Origin of the sequence: Arthrobacter sp. ov118 (assembly GCF_900116495.1) — a bacterium.
Lineage (GTDB): Bacteria > Actinomycetota > Actinomycetes > Actinomycetales > Micrococcaceae > Arthrobacter.
Genome location: NZ_FPAY01000004.1, coordinates 110,468 through 130,362 on the forward strand (window position 1 = coordinate 110,468; position 19,895 = coordinate 130,362).

At 63.8% G+C, this 19,895-nt stretch carries 18 protein-coding genes and 2 tRNA genes; 6 read left to right on the forward strand and 14 right to left on the reverse strand.

What is annotated here, in order from left to right; translation table 11 throughout:
- Positions 1 to 990: 990 nt before the first annotated feature.
- Both BM372_RS10185 and BM372_RS10190 read right to left on the reverse strand, forming a co-directional pair.
- Positions 991 to 1,860, reverse strand: a complete 870-nt coding sequence (locus BM372_RS10185; RefSeq protein ID WP_090954793.1) for a rhomboid family intramembrane serine protease — start codon at positions 1,858 to 1,860, stop codon at positions 991 to 993.
- A 9-nt stretch (positions 1,861 to 1,869) separates the two neighbouring features.
- Positions 1,870 to 2,415 (reverse strand): peptidylprolyl isomerase, encoded by a 546-nt coding sequence (locus BM372_RS10190; RefSeq protein ID WP_090954795.1) that lies wholly within the window; start codon positions 2,413 to 2,415, stop codon positions 1,870 to 1,872.
- A 154-nt stretch (positions 2,416 to 2,569) separates the two neighbouring features.
- Here BM372_RS10190 and BM372_RS10195 point away from each other — a divergent pair, with 154 nt between their 5' ends.
- Complete coding sequence (locus BM372_RS10195) at positions 2,570 to 3,478, forward strand: hypothetical protein (RefSeq protein WP_090954797.1); 909 nt, start codon at positions 2,570 to 2,572, stop codon at positions 3,476 to 3,478.
- A gap of 219 nt (positions 3,479 to 3,697) precedes the next feature.
- Positions 3,698 to 4,570: a glycosyltransferase family 2 protein gene (locus BM372_RS10200; protein WP_090954799.1), complete on the forward strand. Its 873-nt coding sequence runs from the start codon at positions 3,698 to 3,700 to the stop codon at positions 4,568 to 4,570.
- Positions 4,571 to 4,600: 30 nt separating this feature from the next.
- On the opposite strand, the gene BM372_RS10205 is transcribed toward BM372_RS10200, so the two are convergent.
- Positions 4,601 to 5,545, reverse strand: a complete 945-nt coding sequence (locus tag BM372_RS10205; RefSeq protein WP_090954801.1) for a DMT family transporter — start codon at positions 5,543 to 5,545, stop codon at positions 4,601 to 4,603.
- Positions 5,546 to 5,659: 114 nt separating this feature from the next.
- On the opposite strand from BM372_RS10205, the gene BM372_RS10210 reads away from it, so the two are divergent.
- Entirely contained in the window at positions 5,660 to 6,028 is a 369-nt protein-coding gene (locus BM372_RS10210) for a cupin domain-containing protein (protein WP_090954803.1), read from the forward strand.
- A 60-nt stretch (positions 6,029 to 6,088) separates the two neighbouring features.
- On the opposite strand, the gene BM372_RS10215 is transcribed toward BM372_RS10210, so the two are convergent.
- From BM372_RS10215 to dnaA, 11 genes are all read right to left on the reverse strand, one after another.
- Positions 6,089 to 6,161 (reverse strand) — tRNA-Ala (locus BM372_RS10215).
- Between the two features lie 72 nt (positions 6,162 to 6,233).
- Positions 6,234 to 6,356, reverse strand: a complete 123-nt coding sequence (locus tag BM372_RS20850) for a DLW-39 family protein (RefSeq protein ID WP_371261721.1) — start codon at positions 6,354 to 6,356, stop codon at positions 6,234 to 6,236.
- Between the two features lie 62 nt (positions 6,357 to 6,418).
- Positions 6,419 to 6,492 (reverse strand) — tRNA-Ile (locus BM372_RS10220).
- 98 nt (positions 6,493 to 6,590) lie between these two features.
- Complete coding sequence (locus BM372_RS10225) at positions 6,591 to 7,199, reverse strand: DUF3566 domain-containing protein (protein ID WP_090954805.1); 609 nt, start codon at positions 7,197 to 7,199, stop codon at positions 6,591 to 6,593.
- Positions 7,196 to 9,952 (reverse strand): DNA gyrase subunit A, encoded by a 2,757-nt coding sequence (gene gyrA / locus BM372_RS10230; protein WP_143111456.1) that lies wholly within the window; start codon positions 9,950 to 9,952, stop codon positions 7,196 to 7,198. Before gyrA ends, BM372_RS10225 begins: the two co-directional genes overlap by 4 nt.
- A 60-nt stretch (positions 9,953 to 10,012) precedes the next feature.
- Positions 10,013 to 12,064, reverse strand: coding sequence for a DNA topoisomerase (ATP-hydrolyzing) subunit B (gene gyrB, locus BM372_RS10235; protein ID WP_256214198.1), 2,052 nt, complete (start codon positions 12,062 to 12,064; stop codon positions 10,013 to 10,015).
- 445 nt (positions 12,065 to 12,509) lie between these two features.
- The gene (locus tag BM372_RS10240; RefSeq protein ID WP_090954810.1) at positions 12,510 to 13,070 is read right to left on the reverse strand and encodes a DciA family protein; all 561 of its coding nucleotides are present in this window, start codon (positions 13,068 to 13,070) and stop codon (positions 12,510 to 12,512) included.
- Complete coding sequence (gene recF, locus BM372_RS10245) at positions 13,067 to 14,281, reverse strand: DNA replication/repair protein RecF (protein ID WP_090954812.1); 1,215 nt, start codon at positions 14,279 to 14,281, stop codon at positions 13,067 to 13,069. Before recF ends, BM372_RS10240 begins: the two co-directional genes overlap by 4 nt.
- 27 nt (positions 14,282 to 14,308) lie before the next feature.
- Positions 14,309 to 15,193 (reverse strand): phosphogluconate dehydrogenase (NAD(+)-dependent, decarboxylating), encoded by an 885-nt coding sequence (gnd, locus tag BM372_RS10250; protein ID WP_090954813.1) that lies wholly within the window; start codon positions 15,191 to 15,193, stop codon positions 14,309 to 14,311.
- A gap of 104 nt (positions 15,194 to 15,297) precedes the next feature.
- Entirely contained in the window at positions 15,298 to 16,422 is a 1,125-nt protein-coding gene (gene dnaN, locus BM372_RS10255; RefSeq protein WP_090954815.1) for a DNA polymerase III subunit beta, read from the reverse strand.
- Between the two features lie 585 nt (positions 16,423 to 17,007).
- Positions 17,008 to 18,429: a chromosomal replication initiator protein DnaA gene (gene dnaA / locus BM372_RS10260; RefSeq protein ID WP_090954817.1), complete on the reverse strand. Its 1,422-nt coding sequence runs from the start codon at positions 18,427 to 18,429 to the stop codon at positions 17,008 to 17,010.
- Positions 18,430 to 18,889: 460 nt separating this feature from the next.
- On the opposite strand from dnaA, the gene rpmH reads away from it, so the two are divergent.
- From rpmH to yidD, 3 genes are read left to right on the forward strand one after another with little or no spacing between them, the layout of a single operon-like run.
- Complete coding sequence (gene rpmH / locus BM372_RS10265; RefSeq protein WP_003800212.1) at positions 18,890 to 19,027, forward strand: 50S ribosomal protein L34; 138 nt, start codon at positions 18,890 to 18,892, stop codon at positions 19,025 to 19,027.
- 41 nt (positions 19,028 to 19,068) lie between these two features.
- Positions 19,069 to 19,479: a ribonuclease P protein component gene (gene rnpA / locus BM372_RS10270; RefSeq protein WP_090954819.1), complete on the forward strand. Its 411-nt coding sequence runs from the start codon at positions 19,069 to 19,071 to the stop codon at positions 19,477 to 19,479.
- Positions 19,472 to 19,882: a membrane protein insertion efficiency factor YidD gene (gene yidD, locus BM372_RS10275; protein WP_371261722.1), complete on the forward strand. Its 411-nt coding sequence runs from the start codon at positions 19,472 to 19,474 to the stop codon at positions 19,880 to 19,882. The genes rnpA and yidD overlap by 8 nt, the downstream gene beginning before the upstream one ends.
- Positions 19,883 to 19,895 lie beyond the last annotated feature (13 nt).

Consider the following 19,895-nt stretch of genomic DNA (forward strand, 5'->3'; position numbering starts at 1 on the left):
TAGAAGACCAAATGTGCCCCGCGGCCAGTCCTGAGGCCCCAGCCCGCGCCAGCCGGACACTGGAAGCATCTGCGTGCGGGGAATCCCAGACCGGAAAGTAATTAACAGTGTGGATTGGCTGTGGAAAACGCGGGTAAACGACTCAGCCAACCTCGCCGGCCCCGCGCAACCGGACGGATGCAGGTATGCCACGCCCTGGAGCCTTACGTTGCTCCCGGCGTTCCGAGCACGTTATCCACTTACTAACAGTGCACTACCCACAAGTTATCCACAGCTGGGGATAACGGACGACGTATGCAGGTAGCCGAGCCCACTGGTCCGTCTTGAGGCGGCGGTTACCGGAATGATGCTCAGAGCATCAAGTTATTAACACTGTGCATAACCCTGTTGAAAGGCGTTGAAAAGCACTCGGCGGGATCATGCGGCGCGGCGGAAGCGGCAGGCGCGGCGGGTGCTCGACCACATTTATTGGGCCGCCGGTTGTCCACTTACGCACAGTGCAAGCGATAAAAGTTATCCACAGGTGTGGACACCGAGCGAGCTACTTCACGGGAACTCGGAAAATTCGCCAGCTGTGGCGGCCAGATCGCGGCCCCGTCCGTGAACTACACCGATGTAAGTTATTGACAATGTGGATAACCTCTGTGGAAAACACGCGTCTGCATCCCGCGCGACAAACTGCCGGGCAGCAACCTGGCTAACACAGTGGGACGCCCCTCGCTCCCCCCGGTTGCCCTATCATTTATGGTCCCCAAACCTGTGGTTTGACCGCCACAAGTGATAGGGCAACCGGGGGTTTATGGGTGGGAAGGGCGGCCCGCACCCTTCGAACCGCGCACCGGACGAATCCGGACTTGTACAGCGGGGTTGCCAAGAGCGCACACGCGGGGTGGCCAAGAGCGCACAGAAGGGGTTGCCCGGAGCGCCCAGGAAGGCGGGAGGAGCCACGCCAAGGGCGCAGTTGTGGGGAAAACCGCCGCAGGAGGGGCGCTAAGCGCCAGCGCTGGTCATCCGGAAGACGGACACGATGATCACCAAGACCAGGACCGCGGCCAAGCCGGCGGCCTGCACCAGGGCCTGCCGCGGACCGCGGGGCGTATAGGCGATGACGGCGGCGCTCAGAGCGCCCGTAATGAGGCCGCCAAGATGGGCCTGCCACGCGATCTGGGGGACCATGAAGCCGATGACGCCGTTGATGGCGATCAGGACCAGGAGTTGGCGGATGTCGCCGCCGCGTTGCCGCTGGACCACCAGCAAGGCACCGAACAGGCCGAAGATGGCACCGGAGGCTCCCACGAGCCCCACGGGACCGTTGACGGGATAAACCGGGGTCAAAAGAAGGAATCCGGCCGAGCCGCCAATGGCGGAGAGCAAATAGACGGCCAAGAAGCGGGCGTGGCCCAGCAGAGGTTCCAGGATCTGCCCGAAAATCCACAACGTATACATGTTCAGGACAATGTGGAGCAGGAATCCCTGCGAGTGCAAAAAGGCCGAGGTCAGCATCCGCCACGGCTCGACATCAGTCAAGGCCGGGGCGTACGCCAGCTGCTGGTAGATCCCGTCGTTAGGGACAATCCACTGCAGCCCATAAACAAGGGCACACAGCCCGATGATGACGAAAGTGGCCACCGGTTTGCCGGCAGTGATGGCGCCGCCGTAGACGGTCCTGGGTGTCGGCGTCGTGCGTTTGGTCTCGTTGACACAGTCCACGCACTGGAATCCGACGGCGGCCGCCCGCTGGCAGTCGGGGCACGCAGGGCGCCCGCACCGCTGGCAGCGCACGTAGGCGGGCCGGTCCGGGTGCCTGGGGCACACCGGGACCTCCGCGGACGGCTCGGCCGCCGGAATTCCGTAGCTCATGGTGTGGGGTTAGAGCTTTTCGATATCAATGCTGTTGATGGTGACGTCCTCGACGGGACGGTCACCCATGCCGGTGCGGACGCCCTCGATCGCGTCAACGACCTTCTTGGACTCCTCGTCGGCGACCTCACCGAAGATGCTGTGCTTGCCCTGCAGCCAGCCCGTGGGGATGGTGGTGATGAAGAACTGCGAACCGTTGGTGCCGCGGCCCATCTGGATGCCGGCGTTGGCCATTGCCAGCTTGTACGGCTCGTTGAAGGTCAGCTCCGGGTGGATTTCGTCGTCGAACTTGTAGCCCGGTCCGCCGGTGCCGCGGCCCAGGGGATCCCCGGCTTGGATCATGAAGTCCTTGATGATGCGGTGGAAAATGGTGCCGTCGTAGAGGGGGGTGCCCGTCTTGTCCTCTCCCGTTTCCGGGTGCGTCCAGGCCTTTTCGCCGGTGGCCAGTCCGACGAAGTTGTCAACGGTTTTCGGCGCGTGGTTTCCAAAGAGGTTGACGACGATGTCGCCGAGGCTCGTGTGGATGGTGGCTTTTGCGGTTGTGTTGGCAGTCATAGCGCCTATTCTTCCATGCCGCGTTGGGGCGCATAGGGCCGCACAGTCAGTTCCGCGCTCGGTGAAATCCACTAGAAATCCGGCGGAAGAATAGCCGGTGCGTTCCTAGACACGTAGGCTAACTGCAGACCGTCACATTAATCGGGAGGTAGTTGTGAAGAAATCGGATCGTATTGCCCGGGACCTGGAGCTGTCAGTCAGCACCGGAGTAGACAGCGCCAGGGAATGGGCGGCTCCGCGGGTTGAAGCGGCAGTGAATTGGGCTGTTCCGCGCCTGCAGCAAGGGCTGGATACCGCCTCTCCCAAACTCCAGGAAGGGCTCAAGACTGCAGCCCAAAGCCTGGCCGGCGGCGTTGCCGTCGTCACTCCCCGCCTTCAGGAGAGCCTGGCCCACCTTGCACCCAGAATCAACGACGCGGCCGAAGGTGCCACTCCGCGCCTGCACGTCGCCGTGGACAAGGCATCACCGGTGATCGCCAACGCCCGCGATCTCGTTGTGGTCGAGTATCTTCCGAGGCTTTCTACCGGAATCGGCCAGGCTTCAGAGGCCGTCCACCGCACGCTGGAGAACGCTCCAGTCCACGTGGACGCCCTCGCGCAGAAGCTTATTGATTCAGGATTGGTCCGAAACGTCCAGGCGCAGGCCCAGGCTGCCGGCAAGACCGCCAGCGTCAAGCTGGGCAAGCAAGAGCAGCAGAAACCCAAACACCGCGGTCTGCTGATCTTGGGTGTCCTCGCCGCCGCGGCCGCCGCCGGAGTCGCCGCCTGGAGGGCTTCCAAGCCGGTGGAAGACCCCTGGAAAGTTCCGACGCCGGTGAAGCCTGCCCCCGTGTCGACCCCCACTGTCAACGAGATATTCAAGGACGCTGCTGACAAGGCGGGGGCCGCCGACGCTGGCGCGGCGGACACCACAGCCGCTGCAACCGGCGAAACGGCGGATGCGGCCAAGGACGCGGGCGACACGACGGCGAAGACTGCCGACAACGTTCCCACTGACGCCCAGACTGCCGTACGCAACATCGCGTCCAACATGAAGAACGGCACAGACAAGCCGGGCCAGTAGCGCCGCCGGAACTGGCCGGTTGAGCAGGCTGAACCGGTCAGCGCCAGCCGCCGTCCAGCAATCAGTAAGTGCTCTGCCACACTCCTAGGGAGGGATTCCGCCACCATGCGGGATCCCTCCCTTTGTTTAGGCGAGCCGACGCCGGGGGGGTCGGGCCACCGCGCGTGGCCGGCCCCGCGCCCCGGATGAGACGGCAGTCTAGATGCTAAATTTGTGGTGATGTCACCCCATGGATCACCCCAAGAAGATTTGCTGAGCGCTCTGCCGCCGGCCGTGTCGATTGTGATCCCTGCGTACAACGAGGAAAGCGTCATCCGGCAGTGCCTCATCGCCGCGGTCTATCAGTCGGTCCCCGCCGAGGAAATCATCGTGGTGGACAACAAGTCCACGGACCGCACGGCGGAGATCGTGCGCCAAATGCAGCAGGAGTATCCGGAGAGCCGCATCATCCTGCTCAGCCAGGATCTCGTTCAGGGGCTCATCCCCACGCGCAATTTCGGTCTGGACCATGCCACCGGCGATATCCTCGGCCGGATCGACGCCGACTCCGTGCTGGAACCGGACTGGGTGGAGCAGGTCCAGAACGCCTTCGCGGACCAGTCAATCCACGCTGCAACGGGGCCAGTGGTTTACTACGACATGCCCATGCGTCGGTTCGGGCTGAAGGCGGACGACAGAATGCGCCAGCTGATGCTCAAGCTCGCCAAGCACCAGTACCACTTCCTGTTCGGCTCCAACATGGCCCTCCGCCGCTCAGCCTGGGAAACCATCCGTGCGGAGACTTGCCGGGACGAGCGGGACGAAATGCACGAGGACATCGACCTTTCGCTGCATTTGGCGGACCACGATCTCCGCATCCAGTACTGCCCACAGATGATCTCGGGCATGTCCGCCCGGCGGCTCGAGGACTCGCCCCGGGACTACCGCTACTACGTGACCCGCTTTGATCGCACGTACAAAGCCCACAACGTCAAGAAGATCGCGCTGAAGGCGCCCATGGTGGTGTTTTTTTCGGTCTATTTCCCGGCCAAATTGCTCCGGGCCATCCACACCGTGAATGCCGCCCAGCCCGTCCGCCGCGGCGGGCAGTAGGGCCGCGCAGTCGGCGGCTAGCAAGCCGGCCTAGTCGGTGCCGAGGTCCGCGAGCCGATCTGCATCCGGTCCCTGCGCACCGGCTGCCTCCCCACTGTTCCGGACCGAGCGCACCCGGCGCTGGCCCAGGACGACGACGGCGAGCCCCACCAGGATCAGCGCCAGTCCAGCATAGGTCCCGGCCGGCAGCGTCTCACCGAGGAAAGCGGCAGCCAGGAGCGCCGCCCCGGGGATTTCCAGCAGGATGATCATGGACACGAGCAGCGGGCTCATGGTTGCCAGCAGATGGTTGAACGCCGTGTGGCCCACGAGCTGGGCGCACACCGTGATGGCGATGATCCCCAGCCAGCCGGCGGCGTCGAACCCTGCCAGCGGTACTCCGGCAAACAGTGCCAGCCCGCCCACGATGGCCGCGCACATGCCATAGCAGAGCGTCGTGTAGACCCCGGTGCCCATGCTCTGCCGGGCCTTGCCTCCGGCGAGGGTGTAGATGCCGGCGAGGGCACCGCCGGCCACGGCCAGGAGATCACCCAGGAGCGCCTCGGGCGACGCACCCATATCGAAGCCGGTAATGGTCACGACGCCGCCGAAGGCGATGCCCAGCCCCACCAGAACCGGCCAGGGGTGCCGGACGCCCCGGAAGAGTTGGAAGACGGCGATCCAGGCCGACTGCAGGCACACCAGTGCCGTGGCCGCCGCCACCGAAGTCAGCTGCAGGGACGTGATGAAGCAGGCAAAGTGCAGCGCCAGGGCGGCGGCGGCCGCGAGCGACCAGCGGAACTCGGCTCCGGTCACCCTGCCGAAATGACGTGGGTTGCGGACCACGACGGGACCGGCCATGACGACGGCCGCAATTGCGTTGCGCCAGAAGGCGATGGCTAGGGCGCCGACCGACGTCGCGCCCAGCGTGGCGGCGATGAGTGGGCCGGACGAGGCCACACCCAGCACCCCTACGGCCGCAAGTAAAAAGTTCACCCTCCAACACTAATGGGGCGGGCGGCGCCATGCGTTCCGGCCGTTCTTGACCGTGCCATACCGCGGTGCCAGTCTTAAATCGCGGTCTCGCCATCAGAGAAGAAGGAGACCAACATGGCGTCAATGATCCGCAGGAATTTCGACAACCCGGAGGAGACTCGTCCCGTCTCAGCGGGGATGGGCCAGGTGGAACTCGTCAATCTAGACTCCGGCCCCGTGGGCCGAGCAACGTTCCTGCCGGGCTGGAAGTGGTCCGATCACGTTAAGCCGATTGCTAAGACCGACAGCTGCATGGTCCAACATGTGGGCTACACCGTTTCCGGGCGGATTAAGGTGGTCATGGACGACGGCGAAGAGGCCGAGTTCGGACCGGGCGATTTCGGTATTATCCCGCCCGGACACGATGCCTGGGTACTCGGCGACGAGCCCTATGTGTTCATCGACTGGCAGGGGATGGCGGACTACGCCAAGCCCAAGGAGTGAGGGGATGTGCATGCAAAAAGCCCCGGACCGCATTTCCGCGATCCGGGGCTTTTCCTACGGTGGAGGCACGGGGACTCGAACCCCGAACCCCCTGCTTGCAAAGCAGGTGCGCTACCAATTGCGCCATGCCCCCGTAAGTTGCAACCCGACAATCATACCTTAGTTCCGGAGAGCGGATTTCCAGCTCTCATCCCAAGGCTCCGGGTTAATCAACCGTGTCGGTTGAATTGCTCCAGACTTCTTTTCGGGCTTCGGATTCCTGCACTTTCCGGTAGAGGAGCACGCCTGCGACCGTAGCTGCGATAACCAGCAACTTCTTCACACGCACTCCGTTCCGGTCCAGTCAACCTGAACCTTCACTAACCTCTCCCAGAACCAGTACAGGTTCCGTGGGCGTACCAGGACTTGAACCTGGGACCTCTTCGTTATCAGCGAAGCGCTCTAACCGCCTGAGCTATACGCCCCGATGCCTCATCGGGCCGAGATATGACTTTACAGCACATCCCGGCCCGATCTCAAATCGAGGCTCTTTCCCGCGGGATTCCGGGGAAAAATACGGGTTTTAGTCGTCCGTGAGGGTCACGCCGATGCCGCCTACAAGCGTTGCTGCGATGTTGTACAGCACCGCGGAAAGCATGGACAGGGCGGTCAGCAGCACTACGTTGATCACGGCGATGATGGTGGCGAAGGAGGCCACCTGCCCCAGGGAGGCCACCTTCTTCAACTCAAAGCCGCCGCCTTCGGAGCCCGCGAGGGTGCCCAGCAGGCTGTCCACCTGATCAAAGATCCCGGTCAGGTCAAGGACGGTCCAAAGCACGATGGCAGCCACCACGGTGACGATGCCCAAGGCCACGGAGAGCAGAAATGCCATTTTGAGCACGGACCAGGGATCAACCTTGCTGACCAGCAGCTTAGCCCGGCGGACCTTGGCCTTGGGAGCGGGTTTGACCAGGCCGCTGGCGGCCTGGCCAGACTGGGCGGGGCGCTGGCCCGGCACGACCGGGCGCTGGCTGGGGGCCGGCGGACGCTGCCCGCCGCCCGTGGCTGCGCCGGGCATCCCTGGACGCTGCTGCGGCCGCGTGGGAGCCCCTACCCGCGGGGCGGCGGCGGGCTGCCGCACCCCGCCCGCTGCGCCGCTGCTCGGCTTGGGATATGAGTCGGAATTACTCACTCGTTACCTCCGGTGTTGTCTTCGTCCAGCTCGGCATGGCCTGATGACTCATCTGACTCCGGGGCCGGTACTGATTCTTCCGTTGCGGACTCCACGTGCAGTCCGCCATCTCCAGCCAACGTTACGTCATCCGGCGAAGAAGCCGGAGTTTGAGCGTCCTCGCGTCCATCTTCGGCTGCAATTTCGACGACGTCGCCCGTATCGTCGCCTGCGGCCGCGTCGTCGCTTTCCAGACCGCGTTCGCTGTTGCGGGCAACTGCGATGATGCGGTCATTCTTGTCCGGTTTGGCAAAGATCACGCCCATGGTGTCGCGGCCCTTGGCAGGCACACCGCTGACCGAAGAACGGACCACCTTGCCGCCCTCCATCACCACGAGGACTTCGTCCTCTTCCTGGACAATGAGGGCGCCTACCAGATGCCCGCGTTCTTCCTGGTACTTGCCAACCTTGATGCCGAGGCCGCCGCGGCCTTGGAGCCGGTATTCCTCTACCTCGGTGCGCTTGGCGAAGCCGCCTTCGGTGACGATGAAGACGAAGGATCCGTCCTTGACGACGTCAGCCGCGAGCAGTTCATCGTCCTCCCGGAACTTCATGCCGGTGACACCGGATGTGGCGCGGCCCATCGGGCGCAGCGCGTCATCGGTCGCCGTGAAGCGGACAGACTGACCCTTGCGGGAGACCAGCATGAGGTCGTCGGTTTCGGAAACCAGCTGGGCCGAGACGAGTTCGTCGCCGTCGCGCAGGTTGATGGCGATCACGCCGGCGGATCGGTTGGTGTCGTAGTCCTCCAGCCGTGTCTTCTTGACCAGTCCGCGTTTGGTGGCTAGCACCAGATACGGGGCCACCTGGTAGTCCCGCAGGTCCAGCACCTGGGCGATGTGCTCATCCGGCTGGAAGGCGAGCAGGTTGGCCACATGCTGGCCCTTAGCGTCGCGTCCGGCTTCGGCCAGCTCGTAGGCCTTGGCCCGGTACACGCGCCCGAGATTGGTGAAGAACAGCAGCCAGTGGTGCGTCGTGGTGACGAAGAAGTGCTCCACGACGTCGTCCCCGCGCAGCTGGGCGCCCTTGATGCCCTTGCCGCCGCGCTGCTGGGAGCGGTAGTTGTCGCTGCGGGTGCGCTTGACGTAGCCGCCGCGGGTAATGGTGACCACCATTTCCTCTTCGGGGATCAGGTCTTCCATCGACATGTCGCCGTCGAAGCCCATGAGCACCTTGGTGCGGCGGTCGTCGCCGTGCTTGGCCACGATTTCAGCCAGTTCGGTGCTGATGATCTCGCGCTGGCGCTGTTCGGAGGCCAGGATGGCGTTGTACTCGGCAATCAAGGCTTCCAGCTCGGCATGGCGGTCCTGGATCTTCTGGCGTTCCAGGGCGGCGAGCCGACGCAGCTGCATGTCCAGGATGGCCCGGGCCTGCAGCTCGTCGATGTCCAGCAGCTCCATCAGGCCGTCGCGTGCTGCCTCGGTGGTGTTGGACGCGCGGATGAGTGCGATGACCTCGTCGAGCATGTCCAGGGCCTTGAGCAGGGCGCGCAGGATGTGCGCTTCCTCCTCGGCCTTGCGCAGGCGGTAGCGTGTGCGGCGGGCAATGACGTCCATCTGGTGTGTGACCCAGTGGCGGATGAACGCGTCCAGGCTGAGCGTGCGCGGCACGCCGTCAACGATTGCGAGCATGTTGGCGGCGAAGTTGTCCTGCAGCTGGGTGTGCTTGTAGAGGTTGTTCAGCACCACCTTGGCCACGGCGTCTCGCTTGAGCACGATCACCAGGCGCTGGCCGGTACGGCCGGAGGTCTCATCGCGGAGGTCGGCGATGCCGGAAATCTTGCCGTCCCTGACCAGTTCGGCGATCTTGATGGCCAAGTTGTCCGGGTTGGCCTGGTACGGCAGCTCGGTGACCACCAGGCAGGTACGGCCCTGGAGCTCCTCGACGCTGACCACGGCCCGCATCGTGATGGACCCGCGGCCGGTGCGGTACGCGTCCTCGATGCCCTTGTGGCCGAGGATCGTGGCGCCGGTCGGGAAATCGGGTCCCTTGATGCGCAGGAGGAGCTCTTCGAGCAACTCCTCGCGGCTGGCGGTCGGGTTGGCCAGGTACCACTGCACACCGTCGGCGACCTCGCGGAGGTTGTGCGGCGGGATGTTGGTGGCCATGCCGACGGCGATGCCCGAGGAGCCGTTCACCAGCAGGTTCGGGAACCGCGCCGGCAGGATGGTCGGTTCCTGGTTCTTGCCGTCGTAGTTGTCCTGGAAGTCGACGGTTTCCTCATCGATGTCCCGGACCATCTCCATGGCGAGCGGCGCCATCTTCGTTTCCGTGTACCGCGGTGCGGCCGCACCGTCGTTGCCGGGCGAGCCGAAGTTGCCCTGGCCCAGCGCCAGCGGGTAGCGCATGGTCCAGTCCTGGATGAGGCGAACCAGGGCATCGTAGATCGCGGTGTCGCCGTGCGGGTGGTACTGGCCCATGACCTCGCCCACCACACGGGCGCACTTGTTGAAGGAGCGGTCCGGGCGGTAACCGCCGTCGAACATCGCGTACAGCACGCGGCGGTGGACGGGCTTGAGGCCGTCGCGGACATCGGGCAGGGCGCGGCCCACGATGACCGCCATGGCGTAGTCAAGGTAGGAGCGCTGCATTTCGGTCTGCAGGTCCACCTGCTCAACGCGGTCGGTCAGCACATCGCCCTCGAGGATGGCGTCGTCAAGGACCGGTTCGGAGCCCGCCGAACCGGCAGGAACCTCGGGTGTTTCGTCACTCATAGTCTATATTTTCCATTTCAGGTATATATCAGTCCGGGCATACCAAGGGCTGGGGAGCCGCTAGATATCCAGGAACCGGACGTCCTTGGCGTTCTGCTGAATGAAGTTCCGGCGCGATTCCACGTCCTCGCCCATCAGGACAGAGAAGATCTGGTCTGCAGCCAGGGCGTCGTCCATCGTCACCTGGAGCAGGGTCCGGTGCTCCGGGTCCATGGTGGTGTCCCACAGCTCGGTGTAGTCCATCTCGCCGAGGCCCTTGTAGCGCTGGATCCCGTTGTCCTTGGGGATACGACGGCCGGCGGCCTGGCCGGAAAGCAGCTTCGCGTCGCGCTCCCGGTCGCTGTAGACGTAATCGTGCGGTGCGTTGGACCACTTGATCCGGTACAGCGGCGGCTGAGCGAGGTAGACGTACCCGTTTTCGATCAGCGGGCGCATGTAACGGAACAGCAGAGTCATCAGCAGGGTGGTGATGTGCTGGCCGTCGACGTCGGCATCGGCCATGAGCACGATCTTGTGATACCGCAGCTTGGCGAGGTCGAAGTCCTCGCCAATGCCGGTGCCGAAGGCCGTGATCATGGACTGGACCTCGGCATTGCCGAGCGCCTTGTCCAGGCGGGCCCGCTCCACGTTCAGGATCTTGCCTCGGAGCGGCAGGATTGCCTGGGTCTCGGGGTTGCGGCCGCGCTTGGCGGACCCGCCGGCCGAGTCGCCCTCCACAATGTAGACCTCGCAGTTCTCCGGATTCTTCGACGAGCAGTCCGAGAGCTTACCGGGCATCCCGAAGGACTCCAGCGGGCTCTTACGGCGGGCATTGTCGCGGGCTTTCCGCGCCGCCATGCGGGCCTGGGCCGCGGAAATGGCTTTGCGGATCACGTCGCGTGCCGGGCCTGGGTTGCGCTCAAGCCAGTCGCCCAGGCCGTCGGTGACCACCCGCTGGACAAAGCCCTTGACCTCGGAGTTGCCGAGCTTGGTCTTGGTCTGGCCCTCGAACTGAGGCTCCGACAGCTTCACGGAAATGACCGCCGTCAGGCCTTCACGGATGTCATCGCCGGTGAGATTGTCGTCCTTTTCCTTGATGATGTTTTTCTCCCGCGCGTAGCGGTTGATGAGTGAGGTCATCGCGGCGCGGAAGCCTTCTTCGTGGGTGCCGCCCTCATGCGTGTTGATGGTATTGGCGTAGGTGTGGACACTTTCGGAATACGCGTTGGTCCACTGCATCGCCATTTCCAGAGCGATGTGCCGTTCCGTGTCCTCGGTCTCGAAGGCGATGACGTCCTCGTGGACGACATCAACCTTCTTGCCGGAGTTCAGGTGCTTGACGTAGTCCAGCAGGCCGTTGTCGTACTGGTACACCACGGTGTGGAATTCGGCCGGGACTTCCCCCTCGGTGGCGACGGCGTCCAGATCGAGGTCGGCGTCCTCGGACGGCTCCTCCGGAGCTTGGCGTTCGTCGGTCAGCGTGATGCGCAGCCCCTTGTTCAGGAAAGCCATCTGCTGGAAGCGTGCGCGCAGCGTCTCGAAGTCGAACTCCGTGGTCTCGAAGATGCTGGCGTCCGGGTAGAAGGTCTGCGTGGTTCCGGTCTCAGAGGTCTCCTCACCCTTGACCAGCTCGCCCTGCGGCTTGCCGCCGTCAACGAAGGACATCCGCCACACGTGGCCCTGCCGGCGGACTTCGGTGTTGACCCGGCTGGAAAGCGCGTTGACCACCGAGATGCCCACCCCGTGCAGGCCGCCGGAGACCGCGTAGCCTCCGCCGCCGAATTTGCCGCCGGCGTGCAGGATGGTCATGACGACTTCCACCGTGGGCTTGTGCTCCGTGGGGTGCATGTCGACCGGGATGCCGCGGCCGTCGTCCACCACTTTGACGCCGCCGTCGGCCTGCAGCACGATTTCGATGTGGGTGCAGTACCCGGCAAGTGCCTCGTCAACGGAGTTGTCCACCACTTCATAGACCAGGTGGTGCAGGCCCCGGGGACCGGTGGAGCCGATGTACATGCCCGGACGTTTCCGGACCGCTTCCAGACCTTCAAGGACCGTAATGTCGCTGGCGCCGTATTCGCGCGATGTCGCGGTGCCGGACGTTTCCGCCGCCTCTTCCACGACGTCTTCCATTACCGGGCTCTCTACATTGTCGTTAGCCACAGGCGCTTTCGACTCCTCTTATGTTCGTTGGAGGCCGGCCCTTGCCTCTACCGTGGAAAGGACTCCTGCCTACAGGCACGTCACTGACGACGCGCGGTGCTCCGCAGACTTGAGGATCCGTCCGCCGCACGCTGAAACAGCATCGGAAACGGACTCAGTCAACGTTTCACCGGCGCCCAGTTATCTACCACGATTCTATCGTGCTATAGGGCCCAACCCCGCATTCCAGCGCGCCGAACGGGCAGGAAAGTACCCGCTGAGAGGCCACTGGCTCCCCCTGCAAGGCTTTCGGGGTCCAGTCGTAGGGTGCGTATACAGCCCTTGGGCGTCCAAGCGCCCAGCACACCGCTTACGGATGTTTCAATGATTTTTGCAAGACGTGCAACAGGCCCGGTAAGCGCCGCGGAAGCCGGACCTATCCGTAGGTGTCACGGGGCCCGCGACCGTTGACCGTCCGGAGGCCCTTGCGCCAGCTCGGCGCCGCAGGTCCGAGCACCTGGATATTGGTGACGACGCCGTCGCCGAGCTCGGTGCGGAACTTTTCCAGCAGGCTGCTGCTCAGCAGCCGCAGTTGGGTTGCCCAAGCCGTGGAATCAGTCCGCACGTGCAAGGTGGTATCCGTGAAACTTTCAGGGGTGCAGTGGGCCGAGATTTCCGGTCCCACCAGGGTGGGCCATTGCGCCATCACGGAGCCGACAGCCACGGGCGAGCTCCAACCGCGTTCGGCCACGAGGCGTCCCACGACCTTCCCTAGGCCCAGTGGATCCCTGCCGGTGCCATGGAATTGGGAGAACCCGCGGGTTCCCCGCGCGCTGCGGGCGGGTTTTTGGGCACTCGACCCGGAGCGCGGGACGGCCCGGCGGATTTCCCCGCGTGCCGCTGCAGCGTCGCGCATCCTGTTGAGGGCTGCCTGGGCCGCATCGATGGCGTCGGGATCGCGGCCCGGCTGCAGGCCGCCGTCGGTATCCTTATTCATCGACAGTCCTGCTCATCGATTCCTCCCGGGATGACCTTCACCCGCCGTCCGGTCAACTCCACTGGGATGTCGGCCTCGACGGCGGCGGTGACCAGCACCTGCTCGGCGCCGGATACTATTGCCGCCAGTTTACGCCGCCGTTGGACGTCAAGCTCGGCAAAGACATCATCGAGAATCAGGATCGGCGCCGACCCCCCGGTACGGGCGTCATCGAGCATGACGTAATACGAGGCCAGACGCAGGGACAGGCACATGGACCAGGTTTCTCCGTGCGAGGCGTAGCCCTTGGCCGGAGCCGATCCGAGCAGGAGCTCGAGTTCGTCGCGGTGCGGCCCCACCAAGGAGATGCCCCGTTCCAGCTCTTTGCGGCGTGCCGTCGCAAAGGCCTGGATGTAGCGTTCGGTGAGCTGCTCGACCGACAGCAGGCGCAGGTCCTCCGCGGGTGCGGCGGCCGCGGCGTCGCCGGTCTCAATTGCAGTTCGCGGTGCGCCACCGTCGTCGTCGAGAATGTCCTGGAGCGTGGAACGGTACACCGCTGCTGCCTGCTTGGAGCCGTCCGTCAGCTGCGCATAGGCGTTTTTCAGGTGCGGCTGCAGGCGGTCGACAAGTTCCAGGCGCGCATGCAGCAGCTCGGCCCCGGCCCGGGCCATGTGTTGGTCCCAGACATCCAGGGTCGCCTCATGGCCGGCAGTAAATTTTCCGGCCCGGGCCGATTTGAGCAGGGCGTTGCGCTGCTTCAGCACACGGTCGTAGTCGCTCCTGGTCGCGGCGTGGCGCGGCGTGAGGCTGACCAGGAGTTCGTCCAGAAACCGGCGGCGGCTGGACGGATCGCCCTTGACCAGGGCCAGGTCTTCCGGGGCGAAGAGCACCGTCTGGCAGATGCCGAGCAGGTCCCGGGCGCGGACAGGATTGCTCCGGTTGATCCGTCCCCGGTTGGCCCGGGCCGCATTGATTTCCAGTTCAAGCACCGTGGCTTGCTCGCCGCGGACCAGCTTGGCCCGGATCATCGCCCGTTCGGTACCGAAGCGCAGCAGCGGCGCGTCCGTGCTGACCCGGTGCGAGCTGAGCGTTGCCAGATACCCGATGGCCTCCATCAGGTTGGTCTTGCCGATGCCGTTGGATCCCACCAGGACAGTGACTCCGGGCTCAAGGCTCAGGTCCACCTGGGCGTAACTGCGGAAATCTGTGAGCGAGAGTTTTTCTAGGTACACGCGGGTTTCAGGACCTCACCGGCAGGATTACTTGGCTGGCCGGGTCGCGTGGCCGCCGAACTGGTGGCGCAGTGCGGACACCATCTTCATGGCCGGCGAGTTGTCCTCGCGGGAGGAGAACCTGGCAAAGAGCGCTGCCGTGATCGCCGGTGCGGGCACGGCGTTGGCGATGGCTTCCTCGACTGTCCAGCGGCCTTCACCGGAATCCTCGACGTAGTCGGAGATCGACTCCAGTCCGGGATCCTCGTCGAGGGCCTTGACCATGAGGTCCAGGAGCCAGGAGCGGACAACGGTGCCCTTTTGCCAGGCCCGGAACGTTCCGGGAAGATCGTCCACGATGTCCTTTGCGGCCAGGAGTTCGTAGCCTTCCGCGTAGGCCTGCATCAGGCCGTATTCGATCCCGTTGTGGACCATCTTGGCGTAGTGGCCTGCGCCGATGCCGCCCACGTGCACGAAGCTGTCGGCACGTTCCCCGGCGGGTCGGAGGGCGTCGAAGACGGGCAGGGCCCGTTCGATGTCAGCGGCGTCGCCGCCGGCCATGAGGCCGTAGCCGTTCTGGAGGCCCCAGACTCCGCCGGACACGCCGCAGTCGGCAAAGCGGATTCCCTTCTGGGCCAGGGCGGCGCCGTGTTTCTGGTCTTCGGTGAACCGCGAGTTGCCGCCGTCGATCACGAGGTCGCCGGCGTCGAGCTTGTTGCCCAGTTCGGTGATCACGGCGTCTGTGATGTCGCCGGAGGGAACCATGACCCAGATCAAGCGGGGAGCCGGGACGGCGGCGATGAGTTCGTCCACGCTTGCGACGTCGGTGACGTCCGGGTTGCGGTCAAGGCCGGTGACCTCGATCCCGGCGTTGCGCAGGCGTTCGCGCATGTTGAAGCCCATTTTGCCAAGGCCGATTAGTCCGATGTGCACGGGAAGAACTCTTTTCTGCGCTGGGGTTTGCTGCGGTGGGCCCTCACCCAACTGGCTGGCAGCAGGGGCCGTTCTGAGGGGTCAAACGGCCCACATCTGCGGAGCTAGTTGGGCAGCCGGACGGGCATGACGAGGTAGCGGTAATCGCCCTGGTCCTCGCCCTCGGCGTCCTGCTGGGCCGTGATCATGGCCGGCTTGGGCGCGGTGGTGAAGGAGAAGCGCACGAACTTGGTTTCGATGACGCTGAGGCCCTCGATGAGGTAGTTCGGGTTGAAGGCGACCGTGATGTCCTCACCGGACAGCTGGGCTTCAAGTTCTTCCGAGGCCTGGGCGTCCTCGCCCGTGCCGGCATCCAGGTGCAGCTGGCCCTGCGTGAAAGCGAGCCGGACGGGGGTGTTGCGTTCGGCCACGAGCGAGACTCGGCGCACGGCCTCGACCAATTCCTGGGTCTGCACCGTGGCGTGGATGGGCGTGGAGTCCGGGAAAAGTGAACGGATCTTCGGGTAATCGCCGTCCACCAGGAGCGACGTGGTGGTCCTGCCGCCGCTCTCGAAGCCGATCAGTCGGCTGTCGTCGTCGGCCAGTGCGATGTTGATGTCGCCGCTGCTGCCCAAGGTCTTGGCTACTTCGTTGAGCGTCTTGGCCTTGACCAGAGCGCTGGTGGAGATGCCCGGAGTGACAGGCTTCCACGGCACTTCGCGCATGGCCAGGCGGTAGCGGTCGGTGGCCAGGAGGGTGATGAGATCGTCCTCAATCTCCATCCGTACGCCGGTGAGGATCGGCAGGGTGTCGTCCCTGCTGGCCGCGATGATCACCTGGGAGACGGCCTGGGCGAAGGAATCGCCAGGGACCGTGCCGCTGATTGTGGGCAGCGCCGGCAACGGCGGGTATTCGGCCTCGGGCATCGTGGCCAGGTGGAAGCTGCTTCGGCGGCATGTGAGCGTTACTTTGTTGCCGTCTGTTTCGACCTCGACGGGGGCGGACGGCAGGCTGCGGCAAATGTCCGCGAGCAGGCGTCCGGACACCAGGATGGTGCCTTCGGTGCTGATGTCAGCGGGGATTTCGAGCCGTGCGGAGGTCTCGTAATCGAAGCTCGAGAGGCTGACGGTACCGGCTTCAGCCTTCAGGAGCAGGCCTGAAAGTACGGGAACGGGCGGCCGCGGAGACAACGACCGGGCGGTCCATGTCACGGCTTCTGCCAGGACGTCCCGTTCGACTCTGAACTTCACGGAAGGGTGCCGCCTTTCATTGCTGCTGTCAGTACTGAAATCGCTAAAACTCGCCAAGCTGTGGCGGATCCGGCAGGAATGTCGGACGCCGTCAACAAAGGAAGCGTCCGCACCCCCGGCTTCGTGCTCCGTGAGGAATCACAAAAGATGTCCGGGACGGACGCTCTGCAGACAGCTTAGCCCCAAGGTGAGCGTTTCTCCCATCCCCGGCTTACACCGGTGTTGTTCGACGGGCCGGTCTCTTACGCCGGTCCGGAACGGGCCTGGGCGCTGAGCTAAGGGTGGGGAGGGAGATTGTTGTTTGAGGGAATTTCATTTTCTTGGGATTAGTAGTGTTAATAACTGCTGTGGAAACTGTGGATAACTCGATCCTGCGGTACGAATCCGGGGTTAAGCCCTGTTCACGACCTGTGGGTGCGGCAGGTTTTAAACAGGGTGTGGATGGGGACAAGATTTTCGGCCGGTTCGCCAATCCACAGGCGCCTTAAGGGTTTTAAGCCCATTAACCGCGGTTGTCCCCTTAACTATCCACAGGGTTGTCCACAGTCCCCTGTTAATAAGGTAAGAGTGCGCCGGAGGACCGGCTCAGGAATTGCGCTGCTGCTGCTTGATCCGGTTGGTCAGCTCGGTCACCTGGTTGTAGATGACCCGGCGCTCGGCCATCAGTTCGCGGATCTTCCGGTCGGCGTGGATCACAGTGGTGTGGTCTCGCCCGCCGAGCTCCTGCCCGATCTTGGGAAGGGACATGTCCGTCAGTTCACGGCACAGGTACATTGCGATCTGCCGTGCGGTCACTAGGGTGCGGGTACGCGACTTGCTGCAAAGCTCTTCCATGCTGAGCTTGAAGTAGTCTGCCGTCTGCGTGAGGATCTGGGCCGAGGTGATTTCCTGGGCGCCGTCGTCGGTGATGAGGTCCTTGAGCACCATCTCGGCCAGCGCCACGTCCACCGGCTGCCGGTTCAGGCTGGCGAAGGCCGTGACGCGGATGAGGGCGCCCTCAAGCTCGCGGATGTTGCTCGAGATTTTCGACGCGATGTATTCGAGGGCATCATCCGGGGCGGACAGGCCTTCGCTGAGGGCCTTCTTCCGGAGGATCGCGATGCGGGTTTCCAGTTCCGGCGGCTGGATGTCGGTCAGCAGGCCCCACTCGAAGCGGGACTTCATGCGGTCTTCGAAGCCCGCGAGCAGCTTGGGCGGCTGGTCGGAGGTGATGACCACCTGCTTGTTGTTGTTGTGCAGGGCGTTGAAGGTGTGGAAGAACTCCTCCAGCGTCCGGTCTTTGCCGGCCAGGAACTGGATGTCGTCGATCAGCAGCACGTCCACGTTGCGGTACGTGGTCTTGAAACTGGTGCCTTCATCATCACGGATGGAGTTGATGAAGTCGTTGGTGAATTCCTCGGAGTTGACGTAGCGGACCCGGATGCCGCTGTAGAGCCGGCGTGCGTAGTGGCCGATTGCGTGGAGCAGGTGGGTTTTGCCGAGTCCGGAATCGCCGTAGATGAACAGCGGGTTGTAGGCCTTGGCCGGCGCCTCGGCCACGGCTACGGCGGCCGCATGCGCGAATCGGTTGGAGGAACCGATCACGAAGGTGTCGAAGACGTACTTGGGGTTGAGGCGGCCGAATTCGTGCGAGGTGCTAGGCAGCATCGGCTGCGGCTTCGATTCGACGGCGGGGTCCGCAGCCAGTGAAAGCTCGACGGCGGGCTCCGGTTCCGTGTGCAGAGGCACCAGGTCGGTGTCGACGTCGATCGCGCAGCGGATTTCGTCGGAGAAGACGCTACGGAGAGCATCATCCAGGGCGTCCTTGACCTGGGTCTGCAGGACCTCGCGGGTGAGCTCGTTGGGGACCGCCACCAGCAGGGTGGAACCGATCAGGCCCTGTGCCTGGGCGAGGATGACGAAGCCGCGCTGCCGGGGAGAAACACGGTGGTCGTTCTCCAGCAGGCTCACAACCCGGCGCCAGGAACTTCCGACAGTGTTGGCGTGGTTGGCTTCGTCTACTGTCATCAATCGGTTCCTCAAACTTGCTGGCCTGCATTACGTGCATCCACCGGTCCGACGCAGCGCACCGGCCCCGGCTAAATCCACAGGGTTATGCACAGTCCGTGGATAAGGGGTTACTGAGACACTGTAGGGGATGAAAACGCTAGAAGATAGCTGGGTTCAGTCCTGTGGATAATTACACCGTTGTGGTTCTCAAACGCGGCCTGTGAGTGGCGTCATCCACAGGCTGGCGGAGCGGTTAGCCACAGTTGGGGAAAGCCTGCGGAGCCCCTGCCGGTTTGACTCCCTGCATTGATTTGACCTAACGTTGTGAAGTCCTTTGTGTCCGCTTTTCGCTTTCGTTTGAGCTCCCCGACGCCCCGCGTCGTGTGAGTCGGAGCAGCGGCACATACAAAACTTAGCGTCGGCCAGTTCTTCCCCCTTGATCGGGTGGGCGCACCTTTGATCCACTGGAGTAACTAACGTGAGCAAGCGGACTTTTCAGCCGAATAACCGCCGTCGAGCCAAGAAGCACGGCTTCCGCCTTCGTATGCGTACCCGTGCCGGCCGCGCCATCCTGGCAGCCCGTCGTGGCAAGGGCCGCACCGAACTGTCGGCCTAAATAACTGACTCGTCGGTCCACATCCCTGTGCGAGTTGAAGGGTGCTAGCCACCAAGAACCGTCTGCGGACATCAACCGATTTTTCAACAACTGTACGTTCCGGTGTCCGCAATGGACGCCGGAACGTAGTGTTATATGCGGCAGCTATCGCTGCCGATGAACCGAGCCGAATCGGGTTCATCGTTTCCAAGAGTGTCGGGAACGCTGTTGTCAGGAACCTCGTTAAGAGGAGACTGAGAGAAGCCGGTGCCAGGTCGCTGCAGAAATACGGCTGCGGGTTTGCCATCGTGGTCCGGGCCTTGCCCGCCGCGGCGGCGGCCAGCTGGGACCAGCTGCTCGCCGACTATGACGCCGCTCTGGAGGCAACCATGAAACGGCTGGGCACCCGCCCTCCAAAGGCTGCTTCATCAGGTTCTAACGAGACAACACAGGAAGGGACCCCGCGTGCGTAACTCAACGGCCGCCGTCGTCCCCCGCCCGAGTGTTGTGACTCCTGGACCGGCGCTGCGCCGCCTGGGAACCGTGGCCTGGAACCTGCCCCGCAACATCCTGATCCTGTTGCTGATGGCCTACCGCAAGGTGATTTCACCCTTGTACGGGCAAGTCTGCCGCTTTTTTCCTTCGTGCTCGGCTTATGCTCTCGAAGCAATCACTGTGCACGGCGCAGTCAAGGGAAGCGGGCTGGCTGTCAGGCGCCTGTTGCGCTGCCATCCGTGGAATGCCGGCGGTGTGGACCATGTCCCCGCCGGGCACCGGGAGTGGCCCGCGGACCGCACCCCCACAATTGTTGTGCTGAACAATCCGGACAAGTACTTGGCTGCTCAGATTGATGGAGAAGGCCGCTCTGCGGCCTGACGAATAGGGATAT